12 protein-coding genes are annotated in these 18739 nt (G+C 55.3%); 7 read left to right on the forward strand and 5 right to left on the reverse strand.

What is annotated here, in order from left to right; genetic code table 11:
• Nucleotides 1–161 precede the first annotated feature (161 nt).
• From VMF88_00615 to VMF88_00640, 6 genes are all read left to right on the forward strand, one after another.
• Nucleotides 162–5102, forward strand: a complete 4941-nt coding sequence (locus VMF88_00615; protein ID HTY09546.1) for a hypothetical protein — start codon at nucleotides 162–164, stop codon at nucleotides 5100–5102.
• A 218-nt stretch (nucleotides 5103–5320) separates the two neighbouring features.
• Nucleotides 5321–5788 carry a hypothetical protein gene (locus VMF88_00620; GenBank protein HTY09547.1) on the forward strand — a complete coding sequence of 156 codons (468 nt, stop codon included), beginning with the start codon at nucleotides 5321–5323 and terminating at the stop codon, nucleotides 5786–5788.
• A 24-nt stretch (nucleotides 5789–5812) separates the two neighbouring features.
• Nucleotides 5813–6367, forward strand: a complete 555-nt coding sequence (locus VMF88_00625) for a hypothetical protein (protein ID HTY09548.1) — start codon at nucleotides 5813–5815, stop codon at nucleotides 6365–6367.
• 36 nt (nucleotides 6368–6403) lie between these two features.
• Nucleotides 6404–7156, forward strand: coding sequence for a Bax inhibitor-1/YccA family protein (locus VMF88_00630; GenBank protein ID HTY09549.1), 753 nt, complete (start codon nucleotides 6404–6406; stop codon nucleotides 7154–7156).
• A gap of 48 nt (nucleotides 7157–7204) precedes the next feature.
• Nucleotides 7205–7579, forward strand: coding sequence for a hypothetical protein (locus tag VMF88_00635; protein ID HTY09550.1), 375 nt, complete (start codon nucleotides 7205–7207; stop codon nucleotides 7577–7579).
• 101 nt (nucleotides 7580–7680) lie between these two features.
• Nucleotides 7681–7887: a hypothetical protein gene (locus tag VMF88_00640; GenBank protein HTY09551.1), complete on the forward strand. Its 207-nt coding sequence runs from the start codon at nucleotides 7681–7683 to the stop codon at nucleotides 7885–7887.
• 58 nt (nucleotides 7888–7945) lie between these two features.
• Here VMF88_00640 and VMF88_00645 read toward each other — a convergent pair whose 3' ends face one another.
• From VMF88_00645 to VMF88_00655, 3 genes are all read right to left on the reverse strand, one after another.
• The gene (locus VMF88_00645; GenBank protein HTY09552.1) at nucleotides 7946–10363 is read right to left on the reverse strand and encodes a TonB-dependent receptor; all 2418 of its coding nucleotides are present in this window, start codon (nucleotides 10361–10363) and stop codon (nucleotides 7946–7948) included.
• A 269-nt stretch (nucleotides 10364–10632) separates the two neighbouring features.
• Entirely contained in the window at nucleotides 10633–11097 is a 465-nt protein-coding gene (locus VMF88_00650) for a hypothetical protein (protein ID HTY09553.1), read from the reverse strand.
• A gap of 290 nt (nucleotides 11098–11387) precedes the next feature.
• Nucleotides 11388–13388, reverse strand: a complete 2001-nt coding sequence (locus VMF88_00655) for a DUF362 domain-containing protein (GenBank protein ID HTY09554.1) — start codon at nucleotides 13386–13388, stop codon at nucleotides 11388–11390.
• A 655-nt stretch (nucleotides 13389–14043) separates the two neighbouring features.
• Between VMF88_00655 and VMF88_00660 the strand changes: the two genes are divergently transcribed.
• On the forward strand, nucleotides 14044–15036 hold the full coding sequence (locus VMF88_00660) for a Gfo/Idh/MocA family oxidoreductase (protein HTY09555.1): 993 nt from the start codon (nucleotides 14044–14046) through the stop codon (nucleotides 15034–15036).
• 211 nt (nucleotides 15037–15247) lie between these two features.
• Here VMF88_00660 and VMF88_00665 read toward each other — a convergent pair whose 3' ends face one another.
• Both VMF88_00665 and VMF88_00670 read right to left on the reverse strand, forming a co-directional pair.
• Nucleotides 15248–15949 (reverse strand): metallophosphoesterase family protein, encoded by a 702-nt coding sequence (locus VMF88_00665; protein ID HTY09556.1) that lies wholly within the window; start codon nucleotides 15947–15949, stop codon nucleotides 15248–15250.
• Between the two features lie 94 nt (nucleotides 15950–16043).
• Nucleotides 16044–18731: a protein kinase gene (locus tag VMF88_00670; GenBank protein ID HTY09557.1), complete on the reverse strand. Its 2688-nt coding sequence runs from the start codon at nucleotides 18729–18731 to the stop codon at nucleotides 16044–16046.
• Nucleotides 18732–18739 lie beyond the last annotated feature (8 nt).

Genomic DNA, 18739 nt, shown 5'->3' on the forward strand with positions numbered 1-18739 from the left:
TACATCCATCCCTTATTCTGCCCCCTCTCAGCAGGGGTTCTGTTATCGCCGACGATAGTGCCTTTGCACGAACTTCCGTTGTGCCCGGCGTGTGGTGGAAAAGGATTCCTTCCGGCTGCACAATCACAAATTCCATATTGATCTGAAGGGGAGCTCAGCTCGTGACCCGAGACAAGCACATATCATCCCTTCGGAAAAGTTTTTCGTCATCCCTCCTCATCCCGCTGCTCATTGTTGCACTGAGCGGGACAGCGGCTGCGCAAAGCACATTCAGCGGCACGGGCAACTGGAGCAGCGCAGGGAACTGGAGTGCCGGAGTGCCGACCAGCGCAGTCGCCGCGACGATCGCCTCCGGTGCGAACTGTACGGTCGATGTCGCAGCACAATGCGCATCGTTAACTTTCGCTGCGATCAATGCGAACAGCGTTGTGACGATAAACGGATCGAATTCCATTTCTATTACGGGTGCATTGACGATGCCGAGGCCGGCAACTGGCTCCACCGGAACCGTGAACATCGGCACCGGAAGCATTACGTGCGGCTCCATTGCCCTCTCTGCTACTACAGCTGCCAGGAAGGATGTTATCAATATTAGTACAGGAACCCTTACGGTTTCTGGTAATATTACTTCCGGGGGGGCCGGTTGTCAGATCGTATTTTCCGGAGCTGGGACCTTGAATGCCGGCGGCACTTTTATGAGCGGAACCGCAGGGACCTTCACGTGCTCTTCGAGCACTGTTAATTTCGATGGCGCTGCACAGGCAATCGCTCCCTTTGCATACACGTTTAACAATGTTACGCTTTCCGGAAGCGGGGCGAAGACACTGACGAATGCAACCATCAACGGCAATCTGGTCTTAAGCAGCGGATCAACCGTAACGGTAACGACCGCAGCTGCTTTGACGGTCGGCGGCAATCTCACTGTAGGAGATGGCACCACCTTTACCGCGGGAGCCTATGCATTGACTGTGAGCGGAACTACCACGGTCGGCAGCGGAAGCGGATCAACCGCAACGTTAACAACAAATTCCGCAACGGGGACGAAAACTTTCACGGGCGCTGTAACAATCAATAGTAATGGCGTTTTATCGGAGTCTGCGGCTGCGCAACTTTCATTCGGCAATGATGTAACGATCACCGGCACGTTAACAGAGAGTGGAGCCGCCGTTGTCGGTATCGCCGGGAGTCTCACGAATAACGGAACATACAATGCAAGCACCGGGGTCCATACCTTCAGCGGTGCAACGAAAACCATCAGCGGCTCATCAACAACTTCCATCCCCAGCGTTACTGTCAGCGGTTCATACACCAACAATGGAACGTTGACGATCAACACCGCGCTTGCAGGAGCCACCGGGACATTATCGAACACCAGTACATTAAACCTTGGCGGGTCATGTTCGATCGGTTCGACATCCGGCGGCTTGAGTAATTCGGGCACTCTCGCCGTGAGCGGCTCGGGCAATTTTACGACCTTACTCGCAGGCTTCACCAACACCGGCACAATCAATCTCAACGGGTCGGGTACGATTGCCGGTATGACAAACAACGCCGGGGGCATCGTGAACCTTACGACCTCGGGCACGATCACGAGTTTCAACAACGCAACCTCCACAAGCACGCTTAACATCAGCGATCTTGCCGTCCCTACGTTTACCACGCTCACGGTCAGCGCTGCCGGCAACACGGTCAATTACAGCGGTGCGGGGGCGCAAACAGTGAAGGATGTTGCTTACAGCAATCTTACAATATCCGGTTCGGGAACAAAGACATGGACTGAGACGGCAGCCAGGGTCATGGGGGGGAATCTCACGATCGGTGATGGAACGACACTGAGCGTTGCCGGAGCCTTTGCATTTACCGTGAGCGGAACGACAACCATAGGCACCGGAACAAGCGGCACATTGAGCATCACCAATGCCACAGGCACAAAAACATTTACCGGCGCCGTAACGATCAATGCCGGCGGAGCAATAACAGAGACAGCGGCTGCCCAACTTTCATTTGGCAACAATGTAACGATCACCGGCACGTTAACGGAGAATGGAGCCGCCGTTGTTGGTATCGCCGGGAGTCTCGCGAATAACGGAACATACAATGCCAGCACCGGGGTCCATACCTTCAGCGGTGCAACAAAAACCATCGGCGGCTCATCAACAACTTCCATCCCCAGTGTAACTGTGACCGGTTCATACACCAACAATGGGATATTAACCGTCACAACGGCGCTTGCGGGAGGAGGCACCCTGGCCAACGGGGCAACAGGCGCCTTGAACATCAATTTCGCGGGGGCGTTGACATTCACAGGGAGCCTGAACCAAACCGCCGGAACGGTTAATTACGAATTTGCCGGGGCGCAAACAGTCTACGCTGCCACGTATTACAATCTCACACTTTCAGGCAGCGGAGCGAAAACCATCGGGGTTGTTACAGTCAATAATATTCTTGATATGGCAGGAACTGCAACAGCATCGGCAGCTCCGACGTACGGCGCGGCGGCGACCTTGCAGTACGACGAGACAGCGACCGCCGGGCCGGAATGGATCACACCGTTTGTCGCAACGGGGGGGGTGATCATCAACAGCGGAACAGTAACACTGGCAGCCGCAAAAGTCATTGGCAACAACACAAGTGTCCCCTTGAACATTGTCAGCGGAGCTACACTTACTCCCGGAACCAATCTCTTGACGTTTGACGGAGATTTCATCAATGCCGGCACATTAACAAGCGGCTCGGGGGGAGTCACAATAGCGGGGACAACATCGGCACAAAGTATCGCTGGATTCACAACGACGGGTACAGTGTCGATGACGAAGACCTCCGGCACGGCAACATTGACGGGCAATGTGAACGGCGGGGCCTTTACGATGAGCGGTGCAGGCGGAACCCTTGACCTGGGTGCGGGATTCACCCATACTTTTACGGGCGCCTGGACAATGACCAACGGTTCGCTTCTCGGCAATTCGAGCACGCTGAATATCGCCGGCGCCACGTCCTACACGGCGGGAACCTTCACGCCCGGCACGAGCACGGTCAACTACAACGGAACCGGCGCCCAGACGATCATCGCATTCAGCTATAACAATTTAACGATCAGCGGTGCGAGGACGACGAACAACGTTACGCTGGCAAATTCCGGGACCATCGGCATTGCCGGCACATTCAATCCGACGGCGACTTTTACGGGTGGAGGGTATGTTGTCACCGGCAGCACGATCGATTACAACGGAACAGGCGCACAGTCTATCGCCGCGTTCAACTACAACAATCTCACCGTCAGCCAGCCGCGCACGGTGAACAACGTCACCTTCGCAAGTTCCGGCACGATCGGCGTCGCCGGCACATTCAATCCATCGGCAACTTTTACGAGCGGCGGGTTTGTCAACACAGGAAGTACGGTCGACTACAACGGAACTGGCGCGCAATCGGTCGTTGCTTTCAGCTACAACAATTTAAGCATCAGCCAGGCAAGGACAACCAATTCCGTGACGTTGGCGAGTTCGGGTACAATTTATATCGCGGGTGCATTTAACCCGACAGCAACGTTCACCACCGGCTCATACATCAACGCCGGCAGTACTGTCGAGTACAACGGGACCGGCGCACAGAGCATCGCCGCCTTCTCGTACAACAATCTTGAGCTGACGAACGGAAGCCCCAGCGCCAAGACTTTTTCGGGCACCGACAGCGTTGCCGGGAACCTCCAGATCGATGCAGGGGCTGCGGGAGCCGGCGGCTCTGCCACGATCGTGCTGACCGGAAGCTGGACAAACAACGGCTCATTCTCGGCGGGAACATCAACGGTGGTCCTGGGAGGTGTCCCGGCGATGTCGATCTCCGGCACGACGACCTTCAACGCGCTCACCGTCAATAAGCAGGATTCGGCCGCCGCCATTTCACTCAGCAGCAACATCAGCGTCGGCACGCTGACGATGACGATGGGGACGATGCAGACGGGGGCGAATTCGGTCACCATCACCGGCTCGCGGACGGGGAGCGCCTTGATCATCGGAACGGTTACGCGGACGCAATCATTTTCTCTCTCGACACCGTACGCTTTCGAAGGACCGAACACTCTCATCACCTTTACCTCCGGCTCGACACCATCGTCGGTGACGGTGACTGTAACGCAGTCCGCACCGCCGAGCCCGACGATGCTCGCCGTGAACAGGACCGTCGTCCTTTCAAACACAGGCGGGAGCTTCACCGCGACACTGCGGCTTCATTATGAAAACCCCGAGACGAACAGCCTCAACGAAACACTGCTGAAGCTCTGGTACGATTCGAGCAGCACGTGGGTGAACGAAGGGGCAACGGCGCACGACAGCGTCAACAACTATGTCGAGCTTTCGGGAGTGACTTCGTTCGGGACGTGGGGGATCGGAGCGAGCGCATCTTCGAACGCCGTGCTCGACAACAACGGCGGCAGCACCATTGCGGGGGACACGCTCACCTACACGATCACTGCCGTCAATCCGTTCCTGATCACGAAATCGGGCATCAACGTCAGCGATGCGCTGTCGTCGCACTTTATCCTCGTGCCGGGGACGATCAGCAACGGCGGGTCGATCTCCGGACAGACATTGAGCGGCACAGACCTTGAAGGGGGAACGATCACCTGGTCCGCATTCTCGCTCGCCGCCGGCGGGTCGACCACGAGGACCTTCGAGCTCCGTTCGGACTCCACGATCTCGACGACACAGACAATCGCCAACGCCGCTCAGATCAATTTTGGCGGCGGAAATGTTGAAAGCGTCTCGGCCTCTGTTGCAATCTCGAATCTTCCAACCATCACGATTGCAAATTCGGTTGATAATAGCAGTCCCGTGCCCGGGGATATCCTGACGTACACGTTATCCGTCACGAATGGCGGCACGGCCAATGCCACCAACATCACGTTGAACAGCGCGATCCCGAACAACACAACGTTCAGCAGCAACAGCTACGGCACGGGGATGGGAGTCGAAGTCGACGGCGTTCCGAAGACCAACGCATCGGACGGCGACAATGTCACCGTCAGCGGCGGGTCAATCACCGTCACCATCACCTCGCTGACACCGGGGACAACAACGCATATCACGTTCAAGACAGTGGTGATCTGAGCGCGGCATTTCAGCGGTGCCAGAGTGAACCTACTCCCTAAACACAATTCAATAGACGGTACTCTTACAGTTTCTCACGATCCCGATCTCCGGCTGGGATCGGAGTAACTATCTTCCGCCGAAAGACCCCGCTATCGCCGTTTTGCATTTTTATCTGAAATGCCGTAGTTTTGTTTGAGAAGCAAACGTCTCATCATCCCCATACGTACGCTCATTCTATGGCAGTTCTCAAGGCGGCATCATATTCTGGACAGAGATTTTCTTCGTTGAGATTTGTTCTTGTTTTCTTTTTATTGATGATGGCTCTTTGCGATTGCGGGTGCAATCGTCCCTCAAGCGATTCGGTCCCTCCGGGCGCCTATGCCTATACAAGTTACGATACCGGCGGTACGGTGTTGGTGCGAGGGTGGCTTAAATTTGCCGTAGCGGATTCAACCTCTCTCTCCGGTGAATGGCACTTCGCACCGGTCGGAACTCCGGAGCGGATCGGTCCGCAGACTGGCGACGGGAATCTTGTCGGCGGTGTGAACGGCGAAAAGATCTGGATCGAGCTGAACCCGAAGGTAAGGAACAACAATCTTCAGCTGAACGGAACGCTCGCGAAGGGGAGATTGGCCGGACAATGGACATGGATAAGCAATGACGGAATGGCAAACCAGGGGACATTCTCAGCTGAGCAGAAATAATTCAATTTAGAAAGAGCAGCCTCCATGCAGATCGAAGATCAACAGGCAATGTCACCCTACTTGCAGCCGAACGAATCGCTACAATGGACCGGACGTCCGCCGGGGGGATTGCTCTTCAGGAGATCGGATGCCGTCATGGTCCCGTTCAGTCTGGCATGGGGAGGGTTTGCGGTGTACTGGGAAGTCATGGCTTACAACAGCGGCGCCCCCCCTTTCTTTCTTCTGTTCGGAGGCATTTTTGTTGTCGTCGGCCTCTACATCACGGTCGGACGGTTCGTCGCCGACCTGATGATCCGGCAAAAAACCGTTTACGCCGTCACGACGGAACGGGCGCTCATCCTGTCGGGGCTCTTCGGCAGAACTGTACGCTCCATCAATTTGAAACTCCAGATAGATATCTCGCTTGAACAGCGGGAGAACGGGCGCGGAACGATCACCTTCGGCAGCGCATTCCCTGTCCGCACATTCTTTGCAACGAGCGGCTGGCCGGGATACGGACGTTCCGTCGTGCCCTGCTTCGAGCTCATTGAAAATGTCGCGAGCGTTTATCAGTTGATCGAAACCATCCGGAACAAGTAGGATCGCAGAAATCATTCACCAAAAGAGGAGTTCACTATGGCATTGTTCAAATCCGGCAATCCGGCCTTGAAGCAGGAAACATTTTCCGGCTTTGCAGAGTCCGCCAACGCCGAGAACGTGATGACGCTGCAGGGGACGGTGAATAAGACCGGTTTGCTGTTGTTGACCGTTTTCATCCCGGCAATGTTCGTGTGGGACCGGTTCGGGGCCGCGGAGGATTTCGGCGCGATCGCTCCGTTTTTTCTTATCGGCATTTTGGGGGGGACCATTACCGGATTCGTGCTGGTGTTCAACAAGCACCTCGCACAGTACCTTTCGCTCCTCTATGCCGCCTTCGAAGGACTGGTCCTCGGCGGATTGTCGGCGATGATGGAAGCCCGCTATCCCGGCATCGTGATCGAGGCGCTCCTTCTCACGTTCGGAATTTTTTGGTGCCTGCTGCTGATCTACAAGTTCGAGATCATCAAACCGTCGGAAAATTTCAGGCTCATCGTCGCTTCGGCAACAGGGGGCATCGCGTTCTATTATTTCATCAGCATTGTCCTGTCGTTCTTCGGCATTGCGGTCCCCCTGGTCAACGACAATTCCCTGTTCGGCATCCTCTTCAGCGTGTTCGTCGTCATCGTTGCGGCGATGAACCTGGTGGTCGATTTTGATTTCATCGAACAGGGGGCGGCGAACGGGGCTCCGAAATACATGGAATGGTACGGAGCGTTCGGTCTCATGGTGACGCTCATCTGGCTCTATGTGGAAATTCTCAGGCTTCTGGCAAAGTCAAGACGGAGATAATCTCCGTCAATTTCTTTGGAATCCCCTAAAACGGAAAGGTCTTCTTCCATGCCGGTCCATTACCGATACGATGAGAACATTGTCATCGTAGAACCTGTGGGGGAATACTCGACGGAAGAACTTCGCGCCGCCGTGCTTAATGCCTTTACCGATGCGCACTGTCCTGCGTCATGCTGCCTCTTGATCAACATCGGTCAGTCGCGAAGCATCTACAACCGGAGCACTTCGGAGATCAACATCATGGCCCGCTTTCTCGCATCGCAAAGCAAGCGTTTCAACGACCGGGTTGCCTTCGCCGCTTCGGATGACGCGCAGTTCGGGCTTTTGCGGATGGGTTCGATAGGAGCAGAGGAAAAGGGAATTCAGTTCGGGGTCTTTCGTTCGATCGATGAAGCGAGGAAATGGCTCCTCTCTGTGAATTAACGAGGGAAAGATCTTTTATGAGCGGATGGGAGAATGTCCTGATCGCGGAAGCCGGCGGCGCTGCCGTGTGATTCACGGCTTCTCTCTTCGACGTCAATATCTTGAAGAAGACGGAGCCGCGGCACCGTCCCCTCTGCGCCCGGCTCATCGCCACCGATCAGATCACACTCCTCCCTTACGTCGCTTCGGGCATCGTTGTTTTCGCGTCGGGTTTCAACGGACTCTATTGGATGGGCCTCGCCATGATCGCTTCGTTCCCCATGGCGGCGCTCGATGCGTGGGTTTTGCTGGCGGAAATCAATAGGTAGGTCTTAACAGGAATGGTCTTCCGACCGTTCTTGCAAAATAAAGTTTCCCTCGTTCCAATCAGTTCTCTTCTTCGAACTCCGTCTCTTTCTCTTTCGCCTTCTTCGACGTACCGCCGAAATGGTACGTGAGTCCCAGGTAAATCACCCGCGAATCCCGTGCGGAGAATGTCGTCTGCGTGAGCGACGGAGTGTCCATCTCGGTCTTCCGCGTGAGCGTCTTAAACGCGTCCCAGACGGTGGCGGTAAGCGTGAGCTGCTCTCCGATCAGGTTCTGGTGGAAGCCGAAGTTCACGACATACATCGGCTGGTTCTCTCCCTGCGGGGTAAGCTGGCGTGAACGGTACCAGGAGTTAACCTGAAGGGTCGACCCTTTCGCGAGGGCAAAATTCAGGTTCAGGTTGCCGCTCAAGGTTGTGGTCGATTTTTTTTCGCCGAAGCCAAGGTTGGTGGCGTCGATCTCCTCGTAGAAGGCGTCGGTGCTGCTGTTAATGGTGACAACATCCCACAGGCTCCCGGAAACGACGAGCTCGACTCCCCCCGATCGGTCGCTCGAGAGGTTCGCGCGCGTCGTAAGGACGGTCGAGTCGTTGAGCGCTTCGGTGAGCGAGGTGAATTTGTTATGCCGGTCGCGGTAAAAAACGCTCGGAAGGATCGAGATCTTCTCCTCCTGGATCTGGTAGCCGAGCTCGACAGAGTGAATGAACTCCGGCTTCAGACCCGGGTTTCCGGCGTAAACGTTCCTCGGGTCCCGGTATTCCGGAAACGGGTTCATGTCCTCGCCGCGGGGACGGTTTGCGCGCAGGCTGTAGTTGAGCTGCAGCTCATCGAACTCCCCCAACTTGTACGCCAGGTGAAGGGTCGGATAGAGCTTTGAATAATCGTTCGGGACAACGGTCCCGGTGGTCACAAGGTCGGAGGTGATGAGCACCCGCTCCCCCCGCAAACCGGCTAGAGCGCTCAAGCGGCCGAACGTGCTGCCGTAGGTCACATAGAGGGCATGGATCTGTTCGCGGTACGTGAAGAAATTCGTTTCCGCTGTGTCTTCGAGGAATGCCTGCGACAACGTGTCGAACGTGGAAGCGTAGAAATTGAATTCGTCGTCGTCAAACCTTCCTTCGTACCCGGCATCGAGCGTGGAGTGGTCGGCCAGCACATGATGATACTCAAGAGTGAGGAGTTCCCGCCGGTCGTGCTCCTGGATGAGGGTGTTGTCGCGCTCGAGTTCCCCTTCTGGCGTCCGGTACGTGTTCGTAAAGTGATTATCCTCCTGGTCGAACAGCCGGTTGCCGCTGAACTCGGCGCGCAACGTATGATCTTCGCCGTCGAAGTCGTGCTCGTAAAAGGCAGCGTAGCCGGCGGAGCCGGTCTCATCGAAATCGGTGCGGGCGCGGTCGTAATCATCGATCACGGAGAGGGTGCTGTCCAGGTGCGTTTCCGTGGTCACATCGTGGCTCGTGTAGCTCCGGTAACGGTAATTGCCCGAGACGCCGGCATACTCCGATTCGTTGAAGTGGTTTTCTGCTCCGAAGGTCGCGAACTGGGAAAGGGGACGGTTTGCGGAGGTCCCGTTCTCGTTGAAGAAATTCGACGTTCCGGTCGAGTCCACCTGCCGCCGCGAAAGCGTGCCGATCCCGTTCCGGTCATCCTGGCGGATCGAGTAACTCCCGAAGACATTCAATCCCCCCAGGCTGTAGTTGTCGCTCGTGCTGAAATTGGAGCGCCAGTCGTTCCCGACGTTCGCCGTCACGCTTCCGTTCATGCCCAGTGCGGCGTCTTTCTTCAGGACGATGTTGATGATCCCGGCGGTCCCTTCCGGGGTGAATCTGGCCGAGGGGTTGGTGATCACTTCGATCCGTTCGACGGCATTTGCGGGGATCTGCTGAAGCGCGTCGGCAGTATTGCCGCCGAGGAGGGGGGACGGCTTGCCGTTCAGCAGGATCTGGACGTCCGCAGAACCCCGCAGGCTGACGTTGCCGTCGACGTCGACCTGCACGGAAGGGACATTCTGGAGGAGATCGCTTACCGATCCGCTCTTGCTCATCACGTCCTGCTGGACGTTATAGATTTTCCGGTCGATCGTCGAGTTGATCGTTGACTTCTGGGCCGTCACGGTCACTTCCCCCAGGCTGACCGCCGTTTCCCGCAAGGAGATGGTGCCGGCGTTAAAATCTTTTTGATTCTCGGTGAGGGTGAATTTTGAGGATTGTTTTTCTTCGTATCCGAGCAGCGTGAATTTCAGGATGAATGTTCCGGGCGGAACATTCATGATCGAAAATTTTCCCTTTTCATCCGTCGTGGTCCCGGTGACCAGTGTGCTGTCCGGGATCTTGACCACAATAACATTGACAAACTCGAGCGGCTTCTTAGCCGGTTCAACAACTACAATTCCGTGAATGCCTCCGGCGCCGTGATTCTGCGCAACAAGAGTCAACGACAACAACAGGAAGAGCGACGCTTCGATAAGACAATTTCTCAATTAAATTTCTCTCCGGCAGTATTCCGTATCGTGGCAATAAAATTCCAACGGCTTCATTCATCGATCCGCCGGCGACCGACGTAACGAATCGTATCATGCTATGTTTCTCCATAGCTTCTCCCGCTGGAAAATGCGTTTAAAATATCGGGGTAAAACGGCAGATAGTCAAACCTTGTGCCCGGCTCCCGTTCCCGGCGTCTCATCCCAACGGGAACCTTCGGATGAGGAGCGGTCTTACCCTGGACCCTCGCACCCTCGCGGCACAGTTGTCAGCACATGATCCTTCCCAAAAAAAGATTGCCGTGCATTGCCGCGATGATCGGGATATCGGCCAGACACGAAATCAGAATTCCCACTGCACGCCACCGTCGATCGACCGCCGATCCTCCGAGAACGAATCCACCAACATTCCGCGAATGCCGAAAAATGATCATCGCAACGATCGACCACTCGATCCAGCGAACCGGAATGTACACCAGAAAGTACGCAAGAAATTCTCCCCCTAGCATATTTGAATCAAAAAGAAAAATGAACTGGATCGTTAACAAATAGATACCGGCGCCAAACACCAGCCCGAGCATTGAACGGAAGAGTCCAAGACCGAGCGACGGCCCATCGAGACTCCCTTCGGGCGGTTTCGGCTCCCCTTCCCTTTTCCCGAGCCCGACGCGGCACCACCAGACATAGGCGGCGAACTTAACCAGAAGATATATGATGATCGTCTGAATATTCACTTGGACGTCCGGGGCTTCTTTTTCCTATCAACGATGAGGAGACACATTAAGGTTCCTTCGAGAGCGGCTCATGGACGTCACGACGGGCGCAGGTTTGTGCGCCACGTTCCGGAGGAGGGAGATTTTGAGTGAAAGGGATAACGCCGCGAGAAAGCCCCCCCACGATATGATCATGAGCCCTGCAGGTTCAGGGTATCAATGACAACTCGGCCAAAGGAAAGGGGCATAAATCACTTCCTTCCTCATCCGCCGGATTCCCGCATCATGAACAATATGATCTCTGAACCGCGCTATTTGAGAAACACCATTTTCTTTTCTTCCACAAACCGCTTGCTGGGGTCAGCGACCGGTACCGCTTCGATGCGATAAAGATAAAGACCGGAGGCGACGCGGGCGTTCCAGATTCTTTCGTAGCTGCCGGTGCTCAGTTCTTCGTTCGCCAATTCGGCCACTCTTTGTCCGAGCAGATTGTAGACCGACAGACGGACACGGCTTCGTGTTGCGATGTCGAACCTGATCGTCGTGGAGGGATTGAACGGGTTCGGAAAATTTTGAGAGAGCGAATATCCTGCCGGGACATTCGCTTCCGGAACCGCGGTCGTCGAACTCTTGATCTGCACCAGCTCGATCCCTTCATTGAGTCCAAGATTCCTTGAATACTGCTTGTCGGTCGAATTGTTCCAGTGCTCGTGCACGCCGAGGCTTTGCAGGCGAACGCCGTCCCCGTTCGGAGCGTAGAACGTCCCCGACGGAGGATCGTCCGCTTGCGCCGCTTCATGCAGATAATTGTCGACAGCGCCGTAGATCGTGGTGTCGTGCGGATTGACAGCCGCTTCGGCGCGGATGAAATCGAGCCCGACCGATTCGATGGCGACGTTGTCCTGGGACATAAAAAGACTCGACATCCATCCGTTGTTGAACGGCGCCGTGATCCACCGGCTGTTTTGAGAAATCATATCTCCTTCGGTCTGCCCGGCGTAGAGCCCCTCGATCATGAAAAGGACCGTCTTTGCGCCGAGGTCTTTGTGCCCCATCAGGTCGACGAGAGCATTGTATGTTCCCATGTGCCGCCCATAGAACGTCCACTCAGCGCTCCCCGGGATAATAATATCGTGCACTGCAATGTACGGATGAACGCCGGCCGCGTGGGGGGCATAGACGTATGGCGTCCCCGTGGTATCGTCGACGCTGAGCGAGCCGAAATGATTCTTCGCGCAGAACGTGACACCGGCGTACCGATGCCCCTTGAAGCTGGCAAGGTTGACGATGTACGCCGCGCGGGTGACGGCGGTCGTAAGATGCGCCGGGTTCCCTCCTCCCAGCTCGATGTTCAGTTTTTCAGACCAGTGAATGATCGTGGTGTCGCGGACGTACTGTTCCCTCCCGTTCATGGCCGTCCATCCCATGAAATGCACATGCGGAAATTCGGCGTGGCACTTGGAATAAATCGCATCGGGGACATACCTGATAACGTCGTAGACAGTGATGTCGCTGTCGGCGACTCCCGCCTTATAGACGAGTTGCCGAAGGAGGCTGAGTACCGACTGGGGCGATGTGAATGATGCGTTCCCCGGCGGGTACTCCGGCGAGACCATATTCAGGTCTATTTTCACCGCGATTTTTTCGCCGGGGGTATATCCGATATTCCCCTTCCCGTGTTTTGCGTTAAAATATTTGAAGAGTGCGGTCCACGAAGCGCTGTCGGTCGGCGATTCCGTAAGCGCACGGAGAGACTTGGAGAACATCGAATCGACGTTGAGCTGGTGAGTATTGTTGTCCGACCACCAGTTTCCGGTGATGCCGTTCCACGTCGCTGCAGCAGGATCCCTCGCCCAAACGACACGTCCCGGAAAGATCCCCTGCCCCGTTCCTATCGGAGAGTTCGGCGAATCGATCGGCACGAAGAGCGAGTCGTTCATCGTGTGCGCTTGAGTCTCCGTGTCCGTCCTCAGGAGCGTAAACAATGCGGCTCCGAGCGCCATAAAGGCCATAGCCGACCCGAGGAGGTATTTTGAATTCCGAAAATACCGGCGGGATCTTTCGAACGAAAAGACGGTGATCAGCATGCTGGCGATGTAGGCGATGAAACCGCTGGCGATCGGCGCAGCGACCTTCATGCAAGGATATTCCGCACGGCTTGGCTTCGGGATGATGCGGATCAGCATCCACACTAGGGAAAGGAAGCCGACGATCGGCAGGAAGAGCTTTCCCAGAATACCATTGCTTTTCCTGTGACCCTGTTGATGCATGGATTGGTGGTGAGGACTATCGGTAGAATTCGATGTGGTCATCAATGCTCCCTTTCTGAATGGCGTGTGCCCGTCCTCTTTCGAAGGATATTCCCGGGCTGCGAGAAATGTTCCAACTGAAAAAATATACTGTCCTGAAAAATGCACAACAATTATGCCTCTAAATCCGCGCAACAGAGCGGAAAATTGGCACCAGCTTATTGAAAGTGGGAAGCAGTCAATACCGGTTTTCTTTAGTATGGAAAATTCCAACAGGAACCAGTTTCAAGAACCATGTGAGGCGCCCAAGCGGCAAGACTGCACGGGGCGCTGGTCATTCTGAGGAGTGAAGCGGCGAAAAACCGTGTCGATGCTGCTTCGTACCCCCAGGTCCTTCGAACGGTACAAACTACGAATGCGAAGGGGCAGTGTCATGCTTCCTTCGTCGTCACAAGAAACGCCCCTGCGCGGGACGGTACGGACCCGCCGCTTGTTATTCTCGTTCGCAATCTCTGACAGGGAACTGAGTTTGTTTGAGAGGTCAATATTTTCAGGGGGACAATAGATTAAGCAGGCCGCTCCCAAACTGAGATTGGGAGCGAGAGTGGACATTCTCAAACCCTGGCGTTGCCTGAATGGGTCCAATCTTGATTCTCCTCGCAATAACTCATACATTCGTTCACACAACGTTCCCTTTTTTAATCATTCCCAAAAAGCAATGGCAAACAGAAAAATCAAATGGGGGATCTTGAGCACAGGATGGATCGCTCACAAATTCGCGACCGCCCTCAAAGTTGCAGAGAATTGTGAGACCTATGCGGTCGGGTCGAGAACTGCCGATGCGGCAAAAAAATTCGCCCGCGAGTTCAACATCCCGCACGCATACGGGAGCTACGAAGAGCTGGTGAGCGACCCCAACGTTGACGTTGTCTATATCGCCACCCCGCACAATCTCCATTTGGAGAACACGTTCCTCGCCCTCGATCACAATAAGAATGTCCTCTGCGAAAAGCCGATGGGGGTCAACCGCAAAGAAGCGGCGGCGATGATCGCGAGGGCGAAAGAGAAAGATCTTTTCTTGATGGAAGCGATGTGGAGCCGTTTTCTTCCGAACATCATCAAGACGAAAGAGCTGGTCGACTCGGGGGAGATCGGGAAAGTGAAACTGCTGACGGCGTTTTTCTCCGTAAAATCGGAGAACGGGCCGGAACACAGGCACTATAATCTGGAGCTTTGCGGCGGGACGATCCTGGATACGGGGATCTACAACATTTTTCTTTCGCTCCTTCTCCTCGGCAAGCCGAAATCCATTTCCGCAATTGCCGGGTTGGGCGAGCAAGGGGGAGACAATTCAGCCAGCTATACCTTCAAATACGACAAGGATACACTTGCGGTCATGTATTCTTCCTTTCTCGCCGACCCGGCGGTCGTCGCCGAAATTCACGGCGATAAGGGAAAAATATTCCTCGAGCATCTCTGGTTCTGTCCCGGAAAAGTGAAAGTGACCTACAACGGCGGGAAGGAAAAGATCTTTGATTTCCCGGTGAGAGGAAACGGCTACGAGTATGAAGCGGAAGAAGTGGCGAAGTGCCTGCTTGAAGGGAAAAAAGAGAGCAGCCTGATGAGCTGGAACGACAGCCTTCAATTAGTGGAAATGCTCGACGCGGTCAGAAAAGAGTGCGGAGTGGTGTACCCTAAGCACGATCTGTAAGAGGAGTCCACCGAACCTGTCATCTCACCTCGTTCCCAATCTCCGATTGGGAACGAGAAGAACAATTACATCCCGTACATCAGCCGGTACCCGAGTTCGCGGGGCAAGCCGGCGTCTCTCCTCGTTCCCAAACTCTGTTTGGGAACGACCATGCGTTGATGGACGACCTCAACCCCCGTTCCCAATCTCCGATTGGGAACGAGAAGAACAATTACATCCCGTACATCAGCCGGTACCCGAGTTCGCGGGGCAAGCCGGCGTTCAAAATTTTCTCCGCCGCGCTTTGAATATCATAAACCGCGCGCACCAGTTCGTACTCCCATTTAACCGAATCGAAGATCCCGAACGCCAGCATCGGATTCCCGTCCCTCGGCTGGCCGACGCTGCCGACGTTGACGAGCTGCTTTTCGCTCCGCACGACCGATCTCGACCTTCCATGCGCCGAGAATATTCCGGGAACGTGCGTGTGTCCGATAAAACAGATCTTCTCTTCGCAACTGCGGATCGCTTCGACAGCATCGTCGGCGTTGATGATGTAATCCCATAGCTCCGGCGAGCGGGGAGAAGAATGGACAAACTGCACATCCTCTTTCTTCACGTTCATCGGCCTCGACGACAGGAACGAACGGTTCTCCTCCGTCAGTTGCTGCGCGGTCCATTCGATCGCTTTCTGTGCGATGGGGTTGAAATCGTGAGGCCCGCCGGGGTCCAGCGCCGCCTCGTCATGATTCCCCAGGACGATCGCAGAGCAGGTGCGTCGAACAGCGTCGACGCATTCGTTCGGGTTCGCTCCGTATCCGACAACGTCGCCGAGGCAGATGACCTCATCGACGTGCCTTTCTTCGATGATGCCCAGCGCTTTCGTCAGAGCTTCGAGATTTCCGTGGATATCCGATATGATCGCGTACTTCATGATCTCATTTGTTCAATGAATCAACGGTCGGCGAACTATGCACTGGCAGGCGAAGCAAACGCGGAATCGCATAGCCTCTCCGTCCGGCCGCATGTTATTGCCGTTGTGCGGAAAACTTCTTCTGCAGCTCGTCGAACCATCCGACGACGATATTCACCCGGGATGTTGTGACCGGTCCGGATTTCGTCGTCCCGATGATAAATTTCTTCCCGTCCGCTGTGATGTCTCCAAATGATCCGCTCCACGATTCCGGAAGGTCGAAGATCTTTTGCGGTGGAGAATAATCAAAGGAGGGGGAGAGTGTCACATGGACCCCCATCACCTGCCTTCCCGAAAGATAGATCAATGATCTGCCGTCGGGGAGCCACCGCGGAGGCACGGCAAAATCAGCGCCGTTCGTCGAGATCTGGTATTTGCCTCCGCCGTGCGGATAGGGAACGACGTAGAGTTCGTTCTGCCCCGATTCGTTTGACATGTACGAAATCCACCTTCCGTCCGGCGAGAATGAAGGGTCGGTCTCAGTTGCCGGCGACGCAATATACTGTTCCGGTTTTTTGGCATCGGTCAACGGCAGCACCCAAATGTCCCCGTTCTTGCCGTACGCAACGGCTTTCCCGTCCGGAGAAATGGATTCCCATGAATTGGGGTCGGTATCGACGTCTTCGCTGAGAAGCTCTTCTTTTCCGCTGCCGTCCCATGGTTTTGAAAATAATTTCCACGTCGTCCCTTTTTCCGAGGCGAAGATGATCCGCTTCCCGTCCGGAGACCAGACGGGGAAATCGCTGTTCCCGCCGCCAAACGTGATCCGGCTGAGAGTTCCCCGGTGAAACTGGTATACCCAGATATCGTCATTTGCCGCCCTGATCGTCATTGCCAGTTTTTGTCCGTCGGGCGAAAGCGAGCCGTCGCCGTACGCTCCGGTCGTATCGAGAACGTTGTTCCGTTTTCCCTGCCGGTCGATCCATTCCAGCGATACCTCCGTTCCCGAGAACGAACCGAGAGGGGCGAACAGCAGCGTTCCGGAATTCGACACGCCGTAGTTAGCATCCCCCGAAAGGGGGTTCATCATCCCCCCTTCTTCGACGGGGAGCGGCGACCCTGTGATCGCTGCCCGATCCGGATCGAACGGAACCGCATAGATCGATGACCCGCGGATATAAATGATGTGCCCCGTTGAAATATACCTGGCATACGCGCCTCCCCGCACGAGGGTCTTCCTCTCATGGGTCTGAATATTTTCAGCGACAATGAGAGCGTCGTTGAAGGTGGTCATGCTGTTATTCTTGACCGTAAAAATGACGGTTTTGCCGTCAGGGAGGAGCTGGGGAAACCTGTGGCTGATCTCCCCTTGGGCCGTGTCCAGATATGTCGCTGCAACCGGAGTTCCGCCCCCCGACGGTACACGGTAGATGGAGTTGTTGATATTGCCGAACAAAATAAAATTATCCTTCGTCCAGTATCCGCCTCTCATATATCCGGGGACGGTGCAAACGTCCTGCGGCACGCCGCCGTAGACAGAGATCTTTTTCAAATTTCCGTTTGCAAAGTACCCGATCCATTGGCCGTCGGGCGAAAAAAAAGGATCGCTCGCGTTTTCTGTGCCGTTCAAAGAATGCGCGGTGAAACTGTCGATCGGCCTGAGAAAGAGAACAGGATCGCCCGACGATAGCGCGAGGTAGACAAAATATTTTCCATCCGGCGAAATAGCCACTGTTGAAGCCCCGGCGACCAGCGGTGTGGTGAGGGGCAGATCAACCGTGAACCTCATGACGGCCGCCGGTGGTCTGTCGCTTCTCCACGAATTCCAGGCAAAGAACAGCGTGGTGACCAGGAAGAGCAATGTCAGAATCTGCCAGAGATATTTTTGCGGCAGGAGCCTCTCCGCGCGGATAGCATTTTCCGCTCCGGGCTTCAGCGCCGCCGGCTGTGCAGGAATGATCCTGCTTTGTCTGGACCGGCTCGAGGTCCGTTTGAACCTGCTCAGGTCGATCGCCACCTGCTTGATCGACTGCATCCTCTCATTCGGGTCTTTCTCCATGCACTCGAGAACGATCCGGTCAAGCTCAGGATCGATCTCCGGCTTGATCGTGGACATGGGGGGAACGTCGACGTTCACGATCTCGTACAGGATCGCGCTCTCATGAGCGCCGTTGAACGGCGATTTTCCCGTCAACATTTCGTAGAGCAAGACACCGAACGAGAAGATATCCGAACGATGATCGGTCTCTTGTCCCTGCACTTGTTCGGGGGACATGTAGCCGAGCGTGCCGACCGTGCTCCCCTGTTTCGTCAGCCGCGACACACCGACGAGCTTGGCAAGGCCGAAATCCATCACCTGCACGATCCCGTCCTTGCGGATCATGATGTTCTCGGGCTTGATGTCCCGGTGCACGATCCCTTTTTCGTGGGCGGCCGCGAGTCCTTCGGCGATCTGTATCGCGTAATCGATCGCCTGTTTTTGAGTGAGCGATGATCTCTTTTCCTGCAGCGTTTGACCGTCAATGAATTCCATGACGATGAAGAGCTGCTTCTCCCCCTGAGCCCCTTCATGGTCCTGGATATCGATAATGGAGCAGACGTTCGGATGATTGAGAGCGGCGGCCGATTTCGCTTCCTGAATGAATCGTGCCTTGTCCTGCTCCGATGCGGCAAGATGCGCCGGAAGAAATTTCAGCGCGACGAACCGGTCGAGCTTGGTGTCCTGGGCTTTATAGACGACGCCCATGCCCCCCTCGCCCAATTTCTCGAGGATCCTATAATGAAATATCGTTCGTCCGATCATTAATGTAC

The sequence above is a fragment of the Bacteroidota bacterium genome (assembly GCA_035506275.1).
In the GTDB taxonomy this organism is placed as follows: domain Bacteria; phylum Bacteroidota; class Ignavibacteria; order UBA10030; family UBA8401; genus JAGVPT01.